A 19,226-nucleotide genomic window follows, 5' to 3' on the forward strand; every position below is an offset into this window, starting at 1 on the left:
CTACTGGATCGCCTGGACGGTCAGGTTGTCGATGCTGACCGCCACGGTGGCGTTGGTCGCCGCCCCGGACAGGTAGGGCAGGAGGGCGACGCCCCCGGCGACCTGCAACGCAGCGGTGCTGTCGGTCCCGGTGAGCCAGGTCGTCGGCTCGGCGCTGCCGACCTTCCACACCTTGCCCTTCACCGCGGTGGTCCCCGTTCCGGAGACCTGAAGCCGCAGCCGCAGGGTGTCGCCGGCGTTGTAGGTCAACCCGGAGATCGTGGTCGCGCTGCCCACCGCCGTCTCCGTGCCGCCGACCACCTTCGTCAGCTGCGCGGTGACGGTGCTGTTGGTGTTGACCACGAGCTTGAGCCGGTAGTCGTTGACCTTGCCGGCTCCGTCCAGGGTCCGCCGTTCGGCCAGGGAGAAGTAGACCGGACCGCCCGCCGGTGCCTTGTCCAAGGCCACGTCCACCGTGGTGTCGACGTTGCTCTGCGAGACACCGTTGAGAGCGGCCCACGGTCCCGCGCCGGCCGCGGCGAGCTTGATGACGCCCGTGCCGCCGCCGACCGAGAAGTTGCTGGTCGACCCGCCGAGGGTCCAGGCGCCGCCCTGGTCGGCGGTGCTCCAGCCCGCGGCCACGGTCCGGCCGAACTCGTCGGAGGCGAAGGCGGCCGGCGGGGCTGCCGCGACGGTCACCGGGTTGGTGACCGAGCTGACGCCACCCGCGTTGTCGGTGACGGACAGCTTGACCTGGTAGGTGCCGGCCGCCGCGTAGGTGTGCGACGGGTTGGCGCCGGTGCCGGTCGAGGTGTCGCCGAAGTCCCAGGCGTAGGACGCGACGGTGCCGTCCGGGTCCGTCGACCCCGACCCGTCGAAGCCGACCGCCAGGTTGTTCACCGTCGAGGTGAACTTCGCCGTCGGGAGCTGGTTCGCCCCCTGGGCGATGGTCACCGGCTTCTGGACCGAGTTGGTCGCGCCCTGGTTGTCGGTGACGGTGAGCGTCACCTGGTACGTGCCGGCCGCGGCAAAGGTGTGCGACGCGGTGGCGCCGGTGCCGGTCGAGTTGTCCCCGAAGTCCCAGGCGTACGACGCGACGGTGCCGTCCGGGTCCGCGGACCCCGACCCGTTGACCGTGGCCGCCATCCCGTTGACGGTCGAGGTGAACGCCGCCACCGGGGCCTTGTTCGTCGGCGGCGCCGCCGACACGGCGACGTCGTTGCTGACGACCCCGGTCGCGCCCTTGTTGTCGGTGACGGTGAGCTTGACGGTGTAGGTGCCGGCCGCCGCGAAGGCATGGGTCGGGCTGACCCCGGTGCCGGTCGAGTTGTCCCCGAAGTCCCAGGCGTAGGACGCGATGCTGCCGTCCGTGTCCTTGGAGGTCGAGCCGTTGAAGGCCACGCTCAGGTTGGTCGGCGTCGCGGTGAACGCGGCCACCGGCGGCTGGTTCGGGGCCGGCGGGGCGGTCACGGTGACCGTCTTGGTGGTGCTGCCGGTCGCGCCCTTGTCGTCGGTGACGGTCAGCTTGACCGTGTAGGTGCCGGCCGCCGCGTAGGTGCGCGACGCGGTGACCCCCGTGCCCGTCGAGGAGTCCCCGAAGTCCCAGGCGTAGGAGGCGATGGTGCCGTCGGGATCGGCCGACGCCGTACCGTTCACCGCCACCGTCAGGTCGGTCGGCGTCGTGGTGAACGAGGCCACCGGGACCTTGTTGACCGGCGGGTTGGTCGCGGTGACCTGCTGGGTGACCACGTTGGTCGCGCCGGCGTTGTCGGTGACGGTCAGCTTGACGGTGCGGGTGCCCGCGGTGGCGTACGTCTTGGTGGCCGGCTTGGCCCCGGTGGCGGTGGTGCCGTCACCGTAGTCCCAGCTGTAGGACGCGATGGTGCCGTCGGGATCGGCGGAGGTGCTGCCGTCGACCGTCAGGTCCAGGTTGTTCACGGTGACCGTGAACGCCGCGGACGGGGACTTGTTGGCCGCCACGGTCACCGGTTTGGTCACCGTGTTGGTGGCCCCGAAGTTGTCGGTGACCGTCAGCGCCACGGAGTAGGTGCCGGCCGCCGCGTAGGTGTGCGCGGGCTTGGCGCCGGTCCCGGCGGCGGTGCCGTCCCCGAAGTTCCACGAGTACGACGCGATGGTGCCGTCGGAGTCGGCGGACGTGCTGCCGTCGAAGTTCACCGCGAGGAAGGTGTTGGTCGTGGTGAACGCGGCCGTCGGGACACTGTTCGGCGCCTGGCCGGAGGCCTGGTACTGGGCCAGCACCTGCGCATCGGTCAGCACCCGCGGGTACACCGAGAACTCGTCGATGGTGCCGTTGAAGTTGGCACTGGCGGGCGTGCTGGGCCAGCCGCCGACGTTGTCGCCGCCCAGCCGCCAGTATCCGGAGTAGGACACCGCGGACGTGGTCGTCGGGTCGGTGGCGATCTTGGCGCCGTCCACGTAGAGGGTCATGCCGTCGGGACCGAGGGTGCCGACCGCCTGGTGCCACTGACCGTCGTTGTAGGACTTGCCGGTGGCCACCGTCTTACTGGCGCCGGCATAGTTGCCGAAGATCAGCTTTCCGCTGTTGTCCATGTAGATCTGCCGGTCGTAGCTGCCGGAGTTGCCGGTGCTCGAGGATCCGAAGCCGACGATCTTCCCGCCGCTGGTGGTGGTCGTCTTGAACCACGCCTCGACCGAGTAGACCTGCGGGGCGGTCAGCGCGGTCTTGGTGGACATCCGCCCGCTGTCGGTGCCGTTGAACGCCACGGCGGCGTTGGTGTCGCCGTTGATCGCGCCGGACTGGTTACGGGTGGTTCCGGCCGCCAAGGCGCCGTCGTTGGTGCCGGCCCAGTCGTAGATCGCTCCGGAGGACTCGCCGAGCCGCCAGTAGGCCGAGGCGCCCTGCTGCCCCACCACCTGCGCGTAGCCACCGACCGAGGCACCGCCGGTGGCGGGCGCGGTGTAGCTGACCTGATTGCCGGTCGCGGTGTTGCCGGCCGAGTCGACCGTGACGATCTGGTACTTGTACGTCGTCCCGGCGGTCAGACCGCTGTCGGAGATCGTCACCTTCCCCCGGTTCCAGAACGTCGAGGAGGCCGCGCCGGTGTTGACGACCTTGCCGTCGCGCACCAGCTGGTAGCTGAGCAACGAGTCGTCCCGGTCCCAGTTGGTGGTCAGGGTGGCACGGATGGCCCCGGCGCCGGTGGTCGAGATGGTGGGCACCATGTTGGCGCCGGAGTACACCGGCTTCGTGCCCTTCGAGATCGGCTGCACGGCGAACCGGGCCAGGCCCTGCTGGTTCATGCCGTTTACGCTCGGGAACTCGCCGCCGATCACCACGTACTGATCGTTGCCGGTGACGTTCCACGCGCCCTGGTACTGGCCGGTGAACGAGCCCATGGCGATCAACGGGAACCAGGAGACGATCGAGGGGCTCGGGTTGCCCGAGAAGTCGTAGTACACGCGGTCGCCGTTGTTGGTCAGGGTGCCCTGAACGCTCTTGGTGAACGCCATTCCCCGCTGGTACGACCACGGATCGGTCTGCGGCTGGCCACCGACATTGCCGCAGTAGTGCGCGTGGCTGACCACGTACACCACATCGGTGTTGTTGCCGGGTGCGTAGGTGCCGTAGCTGTCGCCGTGGCAATCCTCGATCCATTTGATCGTGCCGTCGGCCGGGCTGGCCGCGAAGGCTCCTTCCAGGTTGCCGGTGCCGACCCAGACGTAGCCGTTGACGTAGATGTTGGTGCCGTCGGTGGACAACCCGAGGATGGACGCCTGCGTTCCGTAGTTGCGGATCAGGCTGTTGGCCTTCCAGGTCTTGGACGCACCGGTGGCGGCATCGACCATGGCCGAGCCGTAGGCGGCCGCTCCGTTCAGGTAGGCGAACGCACCGCCGATCACCACCTTGGACTGGTCCGGGGTCATCAGCAGGGCGTTGACCTTGCTGTCGGCCGTGGGCGCCCAGCCGAGAAGGGACCCGTCGGACACCCGGAACGCCGCCAGCTTCTTGCGAGCAACCCCGCGCGCGTTGTTGAAGTCACCGCCGATGTAGACGGTCGAGTTGGTCGCCGCGACTGCGTTGACCGTGTAGTCGGCCGAGGCCAGGAAGCCGGTGACCAGTTCCGGCGTCGGCTTGGTCAGGTCGAACGCTGCGATCCGGCTCCGGGTGCCGCCGTTGATGGTGGTGAATTCACCACCGACGTACAGGCGGGTGCCGTCGGGCGAGGCGACGACCGACTTGACCTGCCCGTTGAGGACCGGTGCGAAGCTGGTCATCACCCCGGTCGTCAGGTCGTAGGACATCAGGTGGGTGCGGGCGACTTCCTGGGTCCCGGCCGCGGCGCCCGCCGGCCGGGCCTTGGTGAAGTTGCCGCCGGCGTACACCGTGTTGCCGACCACGGCCTGGGACCACACCACGCCGTTGATCTGCGCGGTGGGCAGGGCCTCGGCGGTGACGACGCCGGGGCCGGCGGTCTGCACCGGACCGGGTGCGGCCGACGCGGCGGGCCCGGCCAGGGTGCTGAAGGCCAGGCCGGAGACGGTCAGCGCGACGACGGTGGCGACCGAACCGAAGGCCCGTAGCCGCGCCCGGAGCGTGCGGCGGGGACCGGGCGGCACGGTGGCGAACCGGGGGGAACCTCGGTGGTCCATGGGAGTTCCTTCGGGACGGGGAGCGGTCGACGGGCTCAGGGAATCGGCGGATCGGTGGTCAGCCACCGGCCACCTGGCCGGTGAAGACGAGCGTCGGCGCACCCGAGGAATAGGTCACGGTGACGGAGATCGGGTTGCGCTGGTCGGTCGGCACGGTGAACACGTAGGTGCCCGACTTCGCGGCGCCGGCGTCGAGCACCCCGGACAGCGGCGCGGACGGATCCGCGGAGATCGGGCTGGCGGGATTCCCGGCGGTGTCGGACAGCGTGACGGTCACCGAGTCCAGGCCGATGGCCTGGGCGGAGGAGTTGGTGATCTCCACGGTGACCGCGACGGCCGGCCCGCTGACCTCCCCGGGCAGGGTGGCGGTCGCCTGGACGGCGTTGACCTGGGCGATCCGGGCCGACACCTGGCCACCGAAGTCGGCGGGGTCGGTCAGCCCGACCGCCGGGGCGGTGGTGACCGGCACCTCCGCCACGATCTGGTCGATGTTGCCGGCCGGGGCGATCGGGCCGGCGGTGGACACCGCAACCGGATCGGGCAGGTCCGTCAGCGCCGTCATCTGGGTCTGGGTCGGGGTGCCGGTGGTCAGCGGCTCGGGCGGCGCCTCGGCGCCGGTCGCGTCGGCCGGGTCCTGACCGGACGTCGGCGCGGCGTTGAGCGGCGCATCGACCGTCTGGACCAGCGGCGAGGTGGCGCTCGTCTGGTCGGAGGCGGCCTGCGCCGGGTCGGACCGGTCGCCGGAACTACAGGCGGCCAGGCCGAAGGCCAGGCAGGCGGCGAGCAGGCCGCCGAGCGCGGCGACCCGGGCACCCCGGCGGTGCGGGACGGGACGGACGGTCATCGGGAAGTCCTTTCCGGGCCGGCCGGAGTGGGCGCGGCGGATGGTGCGGTGGTCGTCGGCGCCGGCTCGCGGTCCAGGGCGCGCATATCGCGGAACCACTTGACGGCGGCGAGCAGCAGGTAGCCGGCGCTGCCGGCGAACAGCAGCGTGTAGGCGATGAAGAAGGCCGTCGGCCAGGCGAGCAGCACGAAGATCAGGCACAGCACGCCGTAGTCGGTCGGGATGACCAGCAGGGAGCGCAGGTTCGAGGCCGAACGGCCGGGGTTCGCAGTGGCGTCCTGCCCGGAGGCCAACCCGCTGATCCGGCGCAGCTGGTCGTTCAGGATCATCCCGAAGAACGACACCGCAGCCACCACGGTGAACCCGATCGGCACGAGAAGCCAGGCCTGGCTGGGCAACTCGTCGGCGCGGAAAAGGAAGATCAGCACCGCCAGGTGCAGGCTGGAGATCTTGACGGCGTCGACCATGTGATCGAGCCACTCGCCGGACCGCGATCCGCCGCCCCGCAACCGCGCCAGTTGCCCGTCGGCGGAGTCCAGCGCGTATCCCAGCACGAGACCGACGGTCACCGCGATGGCCAGCGGGATGGACGGGGCCAGCACGGCGAGCAGCGCGATGGCGACGAACGAGCACAGCGCGGACAGCGCGGTGACGGCGTTCGGGGTGAGCCCGGCCTGGTAGGCGGCGGCGGCCAGGTAGCGGCCGAGACGACGATTGACGAAACGGGAGTAGGCCGGCGCGCCCTTGCCCGACTTCTGCCGGGATTTGAGGGTGTGCAGGGCTTCTCGGTAGCTCATGGTGACGGTCTCGGCATCGGCCGGTCGCTCCGGGGTGATCCGGCGGGCCACCGGGCGGGTCACCTGGTCGGTTCCGGGCATGGCAAGTACTGGTCCTATCGGTCGGTCACGCAGTGGAGTGAGTTCGGGCGGCCGTGGGACGACCCGCCCCGAACGGGTCAGGCCGACCGGCGGACCGGTGCGGCGATCAACTCGGACGTCGAGAGATCGGCCGGGACGAGCTGTTCCGCGGCCGGGAAGTCGATCGGCCGCGGCGGGAGCGGGGCCAGTTCGACGACGGTGTTGTCCGTTGCCGCCGCGCGGTGGCCGGCGCCGGACAACGCCCGGTCCCGTCCGGCGAGCCGCAGGCACAGTTCCTCGTAGCGGTCGGTGACCTCGTCCCAGTCGTAGCGCTTGGCCTGGATCCGGGCCAGCGTGCCCAGTTCGACGGTCAGCGCGACGTCGGATTCCGAGTCCTCCACCTGGGTTCGGACGTCGGCCGCGGTGTGGAAGTACCGCCCCGCCGCCCCGAGCACCTCACGGTTGAAGTTGACGTCGAAGGCGGTGGTGGCGGCCGACGCGCCCAGCGCACGCAGCAGGGACGGGTTGGTCCCGCCCACCGAGTGCCCGTGCAGGTAGGTGAAAGCGTTGGCGTACAGCTGGTCCAGCAGTTCCTGGTCCCAGACGCCACCGAGGAAGGTGACCCGGCCGTCGGCCAGCGAGTGCACACGCTGGGTGTAGGCGTCGGCGTACGGCGCGGAACCCACCACGATCAGCGGGAGTTCGGCGTTGCTGGCCGAGTACCCCTCCACGATCATGTCGACGTGGTTCTCCGGCTCGAACCGGGCGACGACGAGGTGGTAGCCGCCGGAGGTGAGCCCGAGTTCGGCCAGCCGGTGGTCCCCCGCGGCGTCCAGGATCGGCGCGCCGTAGGTGATGAGATCGGTCGGCTTGCCGAACTTGTCGAGGTAGTAGTCCTGGATGCCCACCGCATCGGAGATCAGGGCGTCCGACCACTTGACGGCCATCCGCTCGGCCATCAGGTAGTAGCGGCGACCGGCGCCCGCCCATTTGTCCCGTTTCCATTCCAGGCCGTCCACATGGGTGGCGACCGGGATCCGGGCCGCCCGCAGGGCCGGCAGGAACGGGGCGTTGCCGGCGTTGAAGACCACGGCGGCGTCGGTCCGATGCCGGACAAGGTGCTGCACCGAGAGCGCGGTATGGCTCAGCGTTTCCAGCGACCGCTTCTTCATCGCGCCGTGGTGGACCAGCGACATGCCCTTGTAGGTGGCCAGTTCCGCGGACCGGTCGCCCCCCAGTCGCCGGCAGTAGACGACGACGTCGTGGCCGCGCTGCGCCAACCGCGAGCCGACCTCTTCGACGCAGGTCTCGAAGCCGCCGTACCGGGCCGGGACCCCACGGGTGCCGACCAGGGCGATGCGCAGCGGCCGGGCCTGCTTGGACCTCATGATCATTTCTCGGCACCGCCCGCTCGATCGTGACTGGTTGACGTGGACCTGGACGTGGACTCGGACGTGACGGTGGACCCGAACCCGGCGGAACGGCCGGCCGGAACGCCACCGTCGGCCGGACCGCGAACCCGGCGGGTGGCCAGCACGAGACCGAGGACCAGCGCAAGGACGCCGGCGAGCAGCCAGAACAGGCCGGCCGGGCCGAGCCCGAAGGCCATCGGATCCGATTGCGCGACGCTGACGGCCGTGGCGGATTGCCCGGTCGCTACCTGTGCCGCGGCGGGTGCTGCCGCCGCCAGCGCGCTGAGGCCCATGGCGGCGACGATCGCCGCGGCCCGTACCGCCACCCCGCCGGCATGTCCTGCAGACCGAACCCCCGAACGGTCCTGCGGACTGTGCTGCCATGGCGTGGGCCGATTGACCCCCCGCATCATGTACTCCCCCTCGTCGGAGCGCGGCCCGAGGTACCCCTGACCGTCTGTAGCGAATGCTCGCCGATTGCTGTACTCCGGATCCCCCAACCGATCCATTCGGAGTACCGACAATCTAACACTAGGTGAACTGGACGCGCATCCCGCGGCCGATTGGCCGTGAAATTCCCCCGTTCGGGGCCAGTTCGAACCCTCGATCGGAACCCCCCGGTCACTCATCACTACGTGCTGTCATGAGGCGCTCGCCCTTCGCTTGATACCACTGGTCAAGTGACCCGAAAGCAGGAGCGCAATCACGCGGATTCACCGCTCGTGCGCGAAGATCGCTCGATCGAGTGAACGCCCCACCCTGCCCGGTCCAGCCGGTGCTGTCAGGTGCCGGGCCCGAGGCGGTCGCGGACCGTGTCACATGGCTGTTACGACCGTGCGCGAGGATTCATGGCATGACGCAGACCTCCGACCTGATCGGTCAGCAGGACTCGCCGCTGTCCTCCGGACCGGCCGGTTCCAATGGCGGTGCCGGTTCCGACCGCGATGCCGCGCTCCGCGCCGACGTTCGCCGGGTGGGCGCCCTGCTGGGTCAGACCCTGGTCCGACAGCAGGGCCCGGATCTACTGGATCTGGTGGAGGACGTCCGGCGGCTGACCAAACAGGCGCAGGAAGCGGTCGACCCGGCGGCACGCGATGCCGCGACCGCCCAGGTGCGGGCGAAGCTGGCCGCGCTGCCGATCGGCGTGGCCACCGAGCTGGTCCGGGCCTTCGCCACCTACTTCCAGCTGGCGAACGGGGCCGAGCAGGTCGATCGGGTGCGAGAGTTGCGCGCGCGGCAGGTCGGCGAGGGCGCACTGGCCGCAGTGGTCGACGAGATCGTGCAGACGCTGGGCACCGACGCGCTGCGGGCGGCGGTCGACGCCCTGGAGGTGCAGCCGGTGTTCACCGCGCACCCGACCGAGGCGAGCCGCCGGTCGGTGCTGCTCAAACTGCAGGCGCTGGCCGACATCCTGGTCGTCCAGACGCCGGCCGGCTCGGCCGCCCGGGCCCGGCAGGATCGCAAGCTGGCCGAGATCATCGACCTGCTCTGGCAGACCGATGAGATCCGACAGTTCCGGCCGACCCCGGTCGACGAGGCCCGCAATGCGCTGTTCTATCTGGATTCGATCGTCGGTCAGACCATTCCGGCGCTGACCGACGATCTGGCGACGGCGATGGCCGAGCACGGCGTCGACCTGTCCCCGGAGGCGACCCCGCTGCTGCTGGGCAGCTGGATCGGCGGCGACCGGGACGGCAACCCCAACGTGACCGCGGCCGTCACCCGCGAGGTACTGGCCCTGCAGAGCCACTCGGCCATCGGCATCGCCATCGCCAAGATCGACGAACTGCTGCTCGCCCTGTCCAGTTCCACCGTCATCGCCGGCGCCTCCGAGGAGCTGCTCGCCTCCATCCAGGTCGACCTGACCCACCTGCCGCTGCTCGACCCGCGGGTCAAGGAACTGAACAAGGACGAGCCGATCCGGCTCAAGCTGACCTGCGTCAAGGCCAAACTGATCAACACCCGGGCCCGGGTCGCCGACGAACGGCCGCACGAACCCGGACGGGACTACTGCCGCCGCGACGAACTGCTCGCCGACCTCGCCGTGGTGCGCCGGTCGCTGCTGGCCAACGGCGGCGCACTGGCCGCCGACGGCATGCTCGCCACCGTGCAGCGCACCCTCGCCGTCAGCGGGCTGACCGTGGCCTACATGGACATCCGGGAACACTCCGAGGCGCACCACGCGGTGCTGGCGCAACTGTTCGATCGGCTCGGCGAGCTGTACGTGCCGTACGCCACGCTCAGCCGGCCGGAGCGGCTACGGCTGCTCTCGCGCGAACTGACCTCCCACCGACCCCTGACGACCCTGCCCGCGCCGCTGGACGCCGCCGCACTGAAGACCTTCTCAGTGTTCGACGAGATCAAGAAAGCCCAGGCCACCTATGGGCCGGAGGTGATCGTCAGCTACATCACCTCGATGACGATGGGCGCCGACGACATCCTGGCCGCCGCCGTGCTGGCCCGGGAGGCCGGCCTGATCGACGTCTACGGCACGCCCGGCGACCCGGACCGGGGACCGTTCGCCGCCATCGGGTTCGCGCCGTTGCTGGAGACGGTGGAGGAGCTGCGCAAGTCCGCCCAGGTGGTGGACGAGTTGCTGTCCGACCCGACGTACCGGGAGATCGTCCGGCTGCGCGGCAACGTGCAGGAGGTCATGCTCGGCTACTCGGACTCCAACAAGCAGTCCGGCATCACCACCAGCCAGTGGGAGATCCACAAGACCGAACGACTGCTGCGCGACCTGGCCGCCCGGCACGGCGTGTCGCTGACCCTGTTCCACGGCCGCGGCGGCACCGTCGGCCGCGGCGGTGGCCCCACCTACGACTCGATCCTGGCCCAGCCGTACGGGGTGATCACCGGCGCGATCAAGTTCACCGAGCAAGGCGAAGTGATCAGCGGCAAGTACGGGATGCCCGACCTGGCCAAGGAGAACCTCGAACTGACCGTCGCCGCGACGCTGCGGGCGACCACCCTGCACACCGAGTCCCGGCAGACGCCGGACGAGCTGCGGGACTGGGACCAGTGGATGGAGAAGGTCAGCGACGCCGCCTTCGCCGCCTACGTCGCACTGATCGACGACCCCGACCTGCCCGCCTACTTCCTGGCGTCGACGCCGGTGGAGCAGCTCGGATCCCTCAACATCGGTTCCCGGCCCGCGCGGCGGCCCGACTCGGGCGGCGGCATCGCCGGGCTGCGGGCCATCCCGTGGGTGTTCGGCTGGACCCAGTCCCGGCAGATCGTGCCCGGCTGGTTCGGCGTCGGCTCGGGCCTGCGCGCCGCCCGCGAAGCCGGTGGGGAATCCGTGCTGAGGCTGATGCACGCCAAGTGGCACTTCTTCCGCACCTTCATCTCCAACGTGGAGATGACCCTGGCCAAGACCGACATGGAAATCGCCGCGCTCTACGTCGACGCACTCGTCCCCGACTCGCTCAAGCACCTGTTCGACGTCATCCGCGCCGAACATGAGCTGACCGTGGCCGAGGTCCTCCGGGTCACCGGTGAAACCGAACTGCTCGACGCCGAACCCGAGCTCAAGCGCACCCTCGGCGTGCGCGAGCCCTACCTCGCCCCGATCTCCTACCTGCAGGTCGACCTGCTCAACCGCATCCGCTCACTCGGCGACGACGACATCGACCCGGAGCTGCGCCGCGCCATGCTCCTCACCATCAACGGGGTCGCCGCCGGCATGCGCAACACCGGCTGACGCCGCGGTCGGCCCGCAGGACCGGCGACGGCGTCGAGCCGGCCGACCCGGGCGCCGGCCGGCTGCTGACGCCGGGCCCGGCGCCGTCAGCCGGGTGGCGCGCTGTCGCGGTCGGCGGCCTGCAGCTGCCGGATCAGGTCGTCGATCTCCGGGATGTTCTCCGTGCAGGCCACCGCCGTGAACCCGGATGCCGACTTCCGGTAGAGCCCGCCGCGGGGCGGCATGTCCTTGATGCGCGGGTTGTCCACGATGAGGAAGTGCCCGCCATCGGCGAGGCTGTCATGGATCGCGGCCAGCGCCCGGCTGATGTCGGCATCACTGAAATAGAGCCGGCGCAACAGGTTGGCCACCTTGATGACGTTCGGCGAGTCACCGGTCCAGGTGGTGAAGACGTCATGCACGCGATACGACACCCGCGGGTCCTCCGCCATCCGCCGGCGCACCCGGGGGTTGAGCAGCAGGACATCCGACGCCGGCGACGGAGAGCGCATCGCGCGCGCGATCAGCGGCCGGTACAGGGCGCGGACCACCCTCGACTGGCTCGGCCACGCGAGCAGCCAGTTGCCGACGACGAGAATGCACTCGCCCTGCTCGTCGAAGAACAGGGTATGACCCAGCGCCCGCCGCGCCTTGATGGTGAAGAAGAGGTCGGCGATGACGAAGGCCCGGAAATCGCCGATCTTCTCGATCAGATCGACCGAGGTCGAACCGTCGGAGGCACCGATGTCGACGATCAGGGCATCACCCAGGTCCAGATTGTCGGTCAGCAGCGCGTCCGCCTGGGGATGCCGGTCCTTCCCGGTGATCTTGATCGTGCCGCCCACGTGGATGGCCGACATCGCCACCTTGAACTCGTCCGCCGACACCTCCGGGTCCACGATCGATCTCGGGTCGGCCCACACGAACCGACCAAGAGGCTTGGTGATGACACCCGGCCACCGACCCTTGACCAACCGTATTGGCGCGAACATGCAGGAAGGCTAGCCGACGGCTTCTCGCGAACCCGCTGGGACGGGCGAGCAATTGCACGGAAGCCCTGTTCCAGTTCATCCGGACCGAATCAGCCGCTCGAGCCACGAGTCGAATGCACACGTTCGGTCATAGCAATGAGAGCGGGTTCATCAAAAGAGTGAGCACCGAACGAGTGGTGGGCAGGTGCCGTGCTTCATGGCACTATCAGTATGCGGCGTTGCGCCGTTCGATTGATCATCGCGTTGCGCGACGGGGGTTGCAGGACATGACGACCATGACGGTCATCGGGTGCGGGTACCTGGGAGCGGTACACGCCGCCTGCATGGCCACGCTGGGCCACGACGTGCTCGGCATCGACGTCGATGCCGGCAAGGTCGAGCAGCTCAACAATGGGATCCCGCCATTCTTCGAACCAGGTTTCCCAGAACTGCTGGCCGAGGCGCTCAAGTCGAACCGGCTCCGGTTCAGCTCGGACATCTCGGAGGCCGCGGGACGGACGGTGCACTTCGTGTGCGTCGGCACCCCGCAGAAGCGAAATGAGTACGCCGCCGACCTCGCATATGTGGATGCGGCCGTCAACGCCCTCGCCCCGCACCTGTCGCCAGGTGCAATAGTCGTCGGCAAGTCGACCGTGCCGGTCGGCACCGCGACGCGCCTCGCGGACATCGTCACCGATGCGCAACCGACCGCGATGCTCGCCTGGAACCCGGAGTTCCTGCGGGAGGGTCTGGCCGTCCAGGACACCCTGCACCCCGACCGAATCGTGTACGGGCTGCCGGACGGAGAAGCGGGCGAGACGGCCAAGGCGCTGCTGGACGAGGTCTACGAGAACGCCCTGGCCGGAGGGACTCCGCTGGTGGTCACCGACTACGCCACCGCCGAACTGGTCAAGGCCGCGGCGAACTCTTTCCTGGCCACCAAGATCTCCTTCATCAACGCGATGGCCGAGGTGTGCGAGGCAAGCGGCGCCGACGTCACCAAACTCGCGGATGCGATCGGCCACGACCCACGGATCGGCCGCCGGTTCCTCAACGCCGGCCTCGGCTTCGGCGGCGGCTGCCTGCCGAAGGACATTCGCGCCTTCATGGCCAGGGCCGGCGAACTCGGGGCCGACCAGGCGCTGGCCTTCCTGCGAGAGATCGACTCCATCAACATGCGGCGGCGGGTCCGGATGGTCGACCTCGCCCGCGAGTTCTTCGGTGGGTCGATCGTCGGACGCCGGATTGCGGTGCTCGGACTGGCGTTCAAGCCCAACAGCGATGACATTCGGGACTCCCCCGCGCTCAACGTCGCCGCGCAGATGAAGCTACAGGGCGCCTCCGTCGTGGTCACCGACCCGCAGGCCGTCGCCAACGCACAGAAGGCCTGGCCGGATCTCGAGTACGCCGAATCCCCCCAGGCCGCGGCCACGGGCGCCGACCTGGTCATGGTGCTGACCGAATGGGACGAATACCGGTGGCTCAACCCGGCGGAGTTCGGCACCATCGTTCGAGGAAAGCGGATCCTGGACGGGCGCAACGCACTCGACCGTGAGGCCTGGCGAGCCGCCGGCTGGCAGTACCGGGCGCTCGGCCGCCGCTGACGGGTGGCGACGTGCGGGACCGGGGTCGTCCCGCGCAGATGAGCCGTTCCCATAGAGGCCAGCGACCGCCCTACTTCATTGGCGATTCCAAACACCTCCTTCAGGTCTACCGTCGGGTCGCTGTCAGCTGATGCATCGGCGCGTGTGCTTGAGGTCATACAAGCGGCCACAATTCACCCGTCCGACAGGACTCCCCACCCAGGGCACACGCGAACATGACGATGAGTCACAGATTTCTCGCAATTCCTGAGTAGTCAAGCCCCCCAGATCGGCCGTGGCTTCGCTGCGAGGATCTTGTCACCCGTTCGAGTTTTGGCGTCGGCTACATTCCGTCGAACACACGACACCAGGGGATGTGGATTCAGCATGATGCTTCGTGCCGGAGCGGTCCGATCGACGCGAGCAGTCCGCGGGAGTTCCGCGCTCCTGTTGGTGTTGTCGTTGGCGTGGACAACGCTGGTGGCGTTGCCTCCGTCCGCGGCGTCAGCGGCACCGGCGCTGGCGGTCGATCGCCAGGTAGTGACCCATCAGGCGGCAGCGTCCACGAGCATCAGTTCGCCGGGGTTGACGACCACCCAGGCCGGTGATGTCATCCTCGCTTTCATCAGCTCCGACGGGAGCCGATACACCCGGCAGACGTTCTCCTCGGTCACCGGCGGCGGGCTGACCTGGACCCTTCGGCAGCGATCCAATGCCCAGCGCGGCACCAGCGAGATCTGGCAGGCCGTCGCTCCGACGGTGGTGAGCAACCTGGTCGTGACGGCGACACGGAGCAGCGGCTCCTACGTCGGTTCGATGGTGGTCACCGCTTTCGCCGGCGCGGACGTCGGCGTCGCCGGGGCCACCCTCGCAGCGTCGGGCCGCGCGACCGCCCCGAGCGCGCAGCTGACCCCAACGAAGGCCGGCTCGTGGGTGTGGGCCGTCGGCAACGACTGGGATCGAGCAGCTGCCCGCACCATAGGGACGGGCCAGACCAAGGTCGATGAGTTCCTGCCGTCGGGCAAGTCTTTCTGGGTCCAACGGCAAGCCGCCCCGAACGCCGGCACCACGCTGAACGCGGTCACCATCAATGCCACGGCGCCCACCGCAGACCGGTGGAACCTTGCCCTCATCGAGGTGCCGGCATCCGCGGGGACCCCACCGGCCGACACCACCGCACCCACCGTCGCCCTCACCGCGCCCGCCGCCGGGGCGTCCGTTTCCGGCGCGGTCACCGTTGCCGCCAATGCCGCCGACAACGTGGGCGTGAGCAGCGTCCAGTTCCAGGCCGATGGAGTCAATATCGGGGCGGCCGACGCCTCCGCGCCATACAACGCGGTGTGGGACTCCACCACCGTCGCAAATGGTTCGCACACCGTCCGCGCGGTCGCCCGGGACGCCGCGGGCAACACCACCACGTCCACCGCCATCGCGGTCACCGTCACCAATGCAACCGGCGGCGGCACGTTCACTCCCGGGAACCCGTCGGGCACGGCGACGATCCCGGTCGGCGCCGGGCTGGAGAACGTCAGTGCGCCGGACCGTGTCGTCGGGGACGGCACGGCGGCGAGTTGCACCTCAGCAGCGGTCGTCGCGGCGGTCGCAGCCGGTGGCGTGATCACCTTCAACTGCGGCGCGAACCCGATCACGATCACGCTGACGCAAACCCTGAAGGTGCTGAACAGCACGCAACGGCTGGTCATCGACGGCGGCGGCAAGGTCACCCTGTCCGGCGGCAACACCAACCGGATCCTCTATATCGACACCTGCGACACCACGTTGGGCAAGGTCTCCGGGAACTGCCTCTACGCGCCGACCTACCCGCAGGTGACCGTGCAGAACATGACCCTCGCCGACGGCAATGCCACCAACTCGACCTATGTCTCGCCCGGCGATACCAACCAGGGATCGAACGGCGGCGGCGCGATCTTCGCCCTGGGCGGCCGACTCAAGGTGGTCAACTCGGTGTTCGTCCGGAACACCTGCGCCGCCAACGGCCCCGACCTGGGTGGGGCCGCCGTCCGGGTGCTCGCTCAGCATTCCGCGACTCCGAACGACCTGGACAGTTCGTACGCCGCTCGGAATCAGGACCCGGTCTACATCGTGAACAGCACCTTTGGCGGGTCCAGCGGGCAGGGGAACAACTGCTCCAACGGCGGCGCGATCAGCGGGCTGCGCACGCCGATCACCGTGCTCAACACCCTGATCAGCTACAACAACGCGATCGGCTGCTGCGCCAACCCCGCCTGGTCCGGCACCCCGGGCGGCGGCAGCGGCGGGGCCATCTACACCGACGGCACCTCCTACGACCTGAAAATCGCCGGCAGCCTCATCGAACGCAACACCGCCAAGGCCGGCGGCAGCTCGATCTTCTACGTCAGCAACGACAAGACCGGTCACCTGATCATCGACGCCTCGACCAGCCGGCTCAACACCTACGCGGCCAACGGTCAACCCAACAACCCCCACTTCGAGACCTACCCCGGCATCTTCTACATCGGCAGCGGCAGCCCGACCTTCACCAACTCGACGATCCAGTAGGAGGCCAGGTCGAGCGTCGCGCGTCGATATGGAGGTCGGGGTGAGCCGTCCCGGGCTCAGGAGTGAGCAGCGGCGGCGAAACTTCATCCGATGGACGTACTTCGCGGGCACAGGTCGTCGAGAACCCGTCGAAACGAAGGCCATCGGATGAAGTTCGCGAGCGCCGATTGCCCGATCGTGTGACAAGCCACAGTAGGCCACGCCTTGGTGAGGCCAACCGAGTAGTCGAACAGATACGGATTGTCGCTCTGGCCTCGTCGAAGTCAGTCGATTAGCCCTAATGGGGGCGGGCCAGTTCCAAATAGCCACTCACTGTAGCTATAGTGCCAGGGGGCGAATGGCGGGGGTCGTCGCCCCGCCTCGCGCGAAAGCGGAGCGAAGCTGCCGGACCGCTGCGTCGGGGGACGAGAGGACCTGGGGGACATGGAGCATAGTCGCGTCGCGCCGGAGGGCGTGTTCGTGCACCCGCATGGGTTGTGCGAAAGCGAGTCGGTGGGGGCCGGCACGCGGGTATGGGCGTTCGCGCACGTCCTGCCGGGCGCTCGGGTCGGTGTCGACTGCAACATCTGTGACGGGGCGTTCGTCGAGGGCGGCGCGGTGGTCGGCGATCGGGTCACGGTCAAGAACCAGGTGATGATCTTCGAGGGCGTCACCGTCGAGGACGACGTCTTCCTCGGCCCGGGTGTCATCTTCACCAACGATATGAAGCCACGTGCGCACATCAAGCGCGGCGGCGACGCCCTGCTGCCGACCTTCATCCGGAAGGGCGCGACCCTCGGCGCCGGCACGGTGGTGGTCTGCGGGAGCACGGTCGGCGAGCACGCATTCGTCGGTGCTGGCTCCGTCGTCACTAGGGACGTCGCCGCACACTCGTTCATGGTCGGCAACCCGGCCCGCCGGATCGGGTGGGCCTGCGTCTGCGGCGAACGGCTACCGGCCGGGCTGCGCTGCACCGATTGCGGCCGCGCTTACGCCGAGTCCGGATCGTCGATCGCATTGTTCGCCGGCGACCCGAGCGCGGAAGCCTGAGGCCACCCCGTGTACATCACGCTGCGCGGCACCCCCAAGGGCGAGGCGAAAGCAACGAACGGTGCTGGCACCTCCGGCGCCGGTTCGGTCCGATCCAAGGTTCCCGGCACCGTCCTGGGCCTGGGCGTGGTCAGCCTGCTCACCGACATCTCCTCGGAGTCGGTCGCGGCGATTCTGCCGATCTACATCACCGTCGTCGTCGGACTTGGACCGTTGGCGTTCGGGTTCATCGACGGCATCTATCAGGGGATCAGCGCGTTCGTCCGGATCGCCGGCGGGCGCTGGGCCGACCGGTCCGATCGGCCCAAGTGGGTCGCCTTCGCCGGCTACGGATTGTCCGCCGTCACCCGGCTCGGTCTGCTGTTCGTGAGCGGGTTCTGGGCCATCACCTCGGTGGTGGCCGTCGACCGGCTGGGTAAGGGTCTGCGGACCGGGCCGCGCGACGCGCTGATCGCCACGGCCTCGGACCCTGCGCACCTGGGTCGCAATTTCGGCGTGCACCGGGCCATGGATACCGCCGGTGCGCTGATCGGACCGTTGATGGCCTTCGCCATCCTCGCGATGTTCCCGATCGGGCTGGGCGGATACCAGACGGTGTTCGTCTGGTCGTTTGCCTTTGCCGTCGTCGGCGTCGCGGTCTTGGCGCTGGCGGTGCCGGACCTGCGAACACACTCCGCCACGTCGACGAAGTCGGCAGAAGCCGTTGACGCGCCCGCCGAAGCCGCCGAGTCCAATGAGGCCGCTGAGGCGCCCGCTCCCCCGGCGGGTCCTCGCTGGAGCGACCTGGCCAATCCGGGCCTGCGCCGCCTGCTGATCGCCGCCGCGGTGCTGTCGCTGGTCACCATCGGCGACGGTTTCCTGTACCTGGCGCTGGAGAACACCGGCGACATCTCCGCGGCCTACTTCCCGCTGCTGTTCGTGGGCACCAACTTCGCCTACCTGATGCTGGCCGTACCGATGGGCAAGCTGGCCGACCGCATCGGTCGCGGCAAGGTCTTCGTCGGCGGATACGTCCTGCTGCTGCTCTGCTACCTGATCGCCGGCTTCGACCTGGGCGGCCTGACCGGCGTCCTGATCGTCCTGCTGCTGCTCGGCACGTTCTACGCGGCGACCGACGGCGTCATGTCCGCGCTGGCGAGCCGGCTGGTGCCGGCCGCCAGCCGAGCCAGCGGAATCAGCGCCGCGCAGACCGTCGTCGCCATGTTCCGGTTCGTCGCTTCGCTCGGCTTCGGTCTGCTCTGGCAGTTCGGCAGCCTGCAGATCGCCATGCTGGTGATGGGCATCGGACTGGCGCTGGCGATCCCGCTGGCCGGTTGGTTGCTGCACATCCGTTCGGAGCGTTCCCCCATCCCGGTCGGTGAGTCCGCGTGACGCTGACCCGCAGCCGAATGATCGTGCTGGTCGTCGTGATCGTGCTGGCGATCGGGGCCGCCATCGGCTACTTCACCTATCAGCGGTCCTCCGCCGACGCCCAGGCCTCGAATGCCCCCGTCGTCGAGCAGGCCACCGACCTGAACTCCATGCTGGCCACCGACCACGTGGTCTTCCGATCCACCGCGCTCGGCCCGACCTACGGCAAGCTTGCCGTGGTGGCGCTCGCCGACCCCTCGGGCGCGCGGGTGGTGCTGGACTCCTCCTGCGAGCGTGTGTACGCCACCGCGGTGAACGGGGTCTGCATCACCGCCGAGCGCGGCAT

General features: G+C 69.2%; 11 protein-coding genes and 1 pseudogene. 6 read left to right on the forward strand and 6 right to left on the reverse strand.

The window, feature by feature from the left end; all coding sequences use genetic code 11:
• From ACILSK_RS07080 to ACILSK_RS07100, 5 genes are all read right to left on the reverse strand, one after another.
• Positions 1-4,611, reverse strand: a complete 4,611-nt coding sequence (locus ACILSK_RS07080) for a PKD domain-containing protein (protein WP_395726430.1) — start codon at positions 4,609-4,611, stop codon at positions 1-3.
• A 58-nt stretch (positions 4,612-4,669) separates the two neighbouring features.
• A complete protein-coding gene (locus ACILSK_RS07085; RefSeq protein WP_395726431.1) occupies positions 4,670-5,455 on the reverse strand; it encodes a hypothetical protein in 786 nt (261 codons plus the stop codon).
• Entirely contained in the window at positions 5,452-6,333 is an 882-nt protein-coding gene (locus ACILSK_RS07090) for a CDP-alcohol phosphatidyltransferase family protein (RefSeq protein ID WP_395726432.1), read from the reverse strand. Before ACILSK_RS07090 ends, ACILSK_RS07085 begins: the two co-directional genes overlap by 4 nt.
• A gap of 77 nt (positions 6,334-6,410) precedes the next feature.
• Positions 6,411-7,700 (reverse strand): DUF1972 domain-containing protein, encoded by a 1,290-nt coding sequence (locus ACILSK_RS07095; RefSeq protein WP_395726433.1) that lies wholly within the window; start codon positions 7,698-7,700, stop codon positions 6,411-6,413.
• Between the two features lie 2 nt (positions 7,701-7,702).
• Complete coding sequence (locus ACILSK_RS07100; protein ID WP_395726434.1) at positions 7,703-8,050, reverse strand: hypothetical protein; 348 nt, start codon at positions 8,048-8,050, stop codon at positions 7,703-7,705.
• Positions 8,051-8,577: 527 nt separating this feature from the next.
• Here ACILSK_RS07100 and ppc point away from each other — a divergent pair.
• Positions 8,578-11,427, forward strand: coding sequence for a phosphoenolpyruvate carboxylase (gene ppc / locus ACILSK_RS07105; RefSeq protein ID WP_395726435.1), 2,850 nt, complete (start codon positions 8,578-8,580; stop codon positions 11,425-11,427).
• A gap of 86 nt (positions 11,428-11,513) precedes the next feature.
• Here the strand turns inward: ppc and ACILSK_RS07110 are convergent, their stop codons facing one another.
• On the reverse strand, positions 11,514-12,398 hold the full coding sequence (locus ACILSK_RS07110) for a hypothetical protein (RefSeq protein ID WP_395726436.1): 885 nt from the start codon (positions 12,396-12,398) through the stop codon (positions 11,514-11,516).
• A gap of 266 nt (positions 12,399-12,664) precedes the next feature.
• On the opposite strand from ACILSK_RS07110, the gene ACILSK_RS07115 reads away from it, so the two are divergent.
• The 5 genes and pseudogenes from ACILSK_RS07115 to ACILSK_RS07135 form a co-directional block, all read left to right on the forward strand.
• Complete coding sequence (locus ACILSK_RS07115) at positions 12,665-13,981, forward strand: UDP-glucose dehydrogenase family protein (RefSeq protein ID WP_395726437.1); 1,317 nt, start codon at positions 12,665-12,667, stop codon at positions 13,979-13,981.
• Positions 13,982-14,545: 564 nt separating this feature from the next.
• Positions 14,546-16,501 carry an Ig-like domain-containing protein gene (locus ACILSK_RS07120; RefSeq protein WP_395726438.1) on the forward strand — a complete coding sequence of 652 codons (1,956 nt, stop codon included), beginning with the start codon at positions 14,546-14,548 and terminating at the stop codon, positions 16,499-16,501.
• Positions 16,502-16,924: 423 nt separating this feature from the next.
• Positions 16,925-17,530, forward strand: a complete 606-nt coding sequence (locus ACILSK_RS07125) for an acyltransferase (RefSeq protein ID WP_395726439.1) — start codon at positions 16,925-16,927, stop codon at positions 17,528-17,530.
• 9 nt (positions 17,531-17,539) lie between these two features.
• Positions 17,540-18,901, forward strand: a complete 1,362-nt coding sequence (locus ACILSK_RS07130) for an MFS transporter (protein ID WP_395726440.1) — start codon at positions 17,540-17,542, stop codon at positions 18,899-18,901.
• Positions 18,898-19,226: pseudogene (locus ACILSK_RS07135) on the forward strand (hypothetical protein); the annotation flags it as partial. The gene ACILSK_RS07130 and the pseudogene ACILSK_RS07135, both read left to right, overlap by 4 nt.

It is taken from the genome of Nakamurella sp. (assembly GCF_044224575.1).
Taxonomy (GTDB): Bacteria; Actinomycetota; Actinomycetes; order Mycobacteriales; family Nakamurellaceae; genus Nakamurella.

Excerpts from the sequence above, each read along its gene's own strand:
- ACILSK_RS07080 (WP_395726430.1), bottom strand. The coding sequence starts at position 4,611 with ATGGACCACCGAGGTTCCCCCCGGTTCGCCACCGTGCCGCCCGGTCCC.
- ACILSK_RS07095 (WP_395726433.1), bottom strand. The coding sequence starts at position 7,700 with ATGAGGTCCAAGCAGGCCCGGCCGCTGCGCATCGCCCTGGTCGGCACC.
- ACILSK_RS07110 (WP_395726436.1), bottom strand. The coding sequence starts at position 12,398 with ATGTTCGCGCCAATACGGTTGGTCAAGGGTCGGTGGCCGGGTGTCATC.
- ppc (WP_395726435.1), top strand. The coding sequence starts at position 8,578 with ATGACGCAGACCTCCGACCTGATCGGTCAGCAGGACTCGCCGCTGTCC.
- ACILSK_RS07125 (WP_395726439.1), top strand. The coding sequence starts at position 16,925 with ATGGAGCATAGTCGCGTCGCGCCGGAGGGCGTGTTCGTGCACCCGCAT.
- ACILSK_RS07115 (WP_395726437.1), top strand. The coding sequence starts at position 12,665 with ATGACGACCATGACGGTCATCGGGTGCGGGTACCTGGGAGCGGTACAC.
- ACILSK_RS07085 (WP_395726431.1), bottom strand. The coding sequence starts at position 5,455 with ATGACCGTCCGTCCCGTCCCGCACCGCCGGGGTGCCCGGGTCGCCGCG.
- ACILSK_RS07090 (WP_395726432.1), bottom strand. The coding sequence starts at position 6,333 with ATGCCCGGAACCGACCAGGTGACCCGCCCGGTGGCCCGCCGGATCACC.